This is a genomic window from Alicyclobacillus sendaiensis NBRC 100866, assembly GCF_001552675.1.
Taxonomy (GTDB): domain Bacteria; phylum Bacillota; class Bacilli; order Alicyclobacillales; family Alicyclobacillaceae; genus Alicyclobacillus; species Alicyclobacillus sendaiensis.
The window spans coordinates 1-1,250 of the sequence record NZ_BCRQ01000137.1; the positions used below are offsets into that span (position 1 = coordinate 1).

The 1,250-nt window shown below is 46.9% G+C and carries 2 protein-coding genes; both read right to left on the bottom strand.

Annotation, left to right across the window (positions count from 1 at the left end; genetic code table 11):
* Positions 1-966: globin-coupled sensor protein (locus AS26_RS13590; RefSeq protein WP_169793519.1), on the bottom strand; the 966-nt coding region annotated here is incomplete at its 3' end.
* Between the two features lie 47 nt (positions 967-1,013).
* A partial coding sequence (locus tag AS26_RS13595) for a chemotaxis protein CheC (protein ID WP_174519951.1) occupies positions 1,014-1,250 on the bottom strand: 237 nt, incomplete at its 5' end.

Sequence of the window (1,250 nt, forward strand, 5' to 3'; positions counted from 1 at the left end):
GCCACGACCGTGTTCGCCTGCTCTTGCGGCTTCAATCCCGGCATTCAATGAAAGGACATGCGTTTGTTCTGCGATTTCTTGAATCAACTCCAGGACGCTTGAAATGCGTTCAGCTGCTGAAACCACTGCAGTCGATTGATGTTGTAACTGTTCGAACGCTTGGCGTAATGCAACAATCCCTTCCAAAGCGGTACGCGCGACTTCACCGCCTGCTTGTGCGTCCCGCATCACGCGGTCTCCATGTTCAGCAGCCTTCACCGCGTAATCTGCGACTTCGCGAACAGAAGCAGATAGTTGTTCTGTTGCAGCTGAGATATTTTCGGAATCCGAAGCGACTTGTTCAATCGCATGTTTTGTGGGGAGAATGTCCTCGATTCCTAAAATGAGCTCTAACACGTTCGAAACGTGTTCTATATGTCCAGCTTGTACTTCTTCCTCTTCATACGCTTCCATGATGATCTGCATATCAAGGAATACCATCTTCATACACGCAATCAAGGTATCCGACAGTTCTCTCGGTTTCCCATGCCATTGATGCACGACTGCTGGAATAAGATATTCAAACAACCGCATGTAGGAACCAATGTACCAGTCTGCGGTCACGTGAATACGGCTATGAACGCGACCTATTCGTTTTCTCTCTTGCCAAAATACGCCGTCTGAGACATCCGCACGAAATAGTCTTCTGAAGTAATCGACAAAGGTTCGTTCCAGACGATCCCTGTGACTATGTTCTACGATGATCTTGTTCAGGGTGGGAAACTTCTCAATGATGTTGTATTGTCGCTTTGCAATTTGTTCAAGGTAAGGCTCTATCAATGCAGAGACATCTCGAACTCGAGCAAGATCCTCTTGTGTGACTCTCAGAAAAGAAAGTTTTTCATTTAATACTTCCATATCTGTATGTAAATAGTTATCTTTGTTTTCCGTAGAGAAAACAACGCTCGTCTTTTGCCTGAGAAACACTCGCGTGATCTCCTTTCGGTCCCCTGCTCAACGAACAGCATGTCCATTTACTCTGATTCGTCCAATATGAGAATCACATGAATGACCCCGATATCCTCCAGATGTAGAGGAACCTTTGCTGCTGTAACGAACCCCGTCAGCTTGGTTGGCCCCACGATGACGGTTGGCGGACTGATTTCCACGTGAATCCCGTTCTCGGCTAAACGCGTCGACATATTTCCTGCTACCATGTTCCCGATTTCACCAACAAACGATTCCAACATGGCGTCCGCTAATTCCATTCC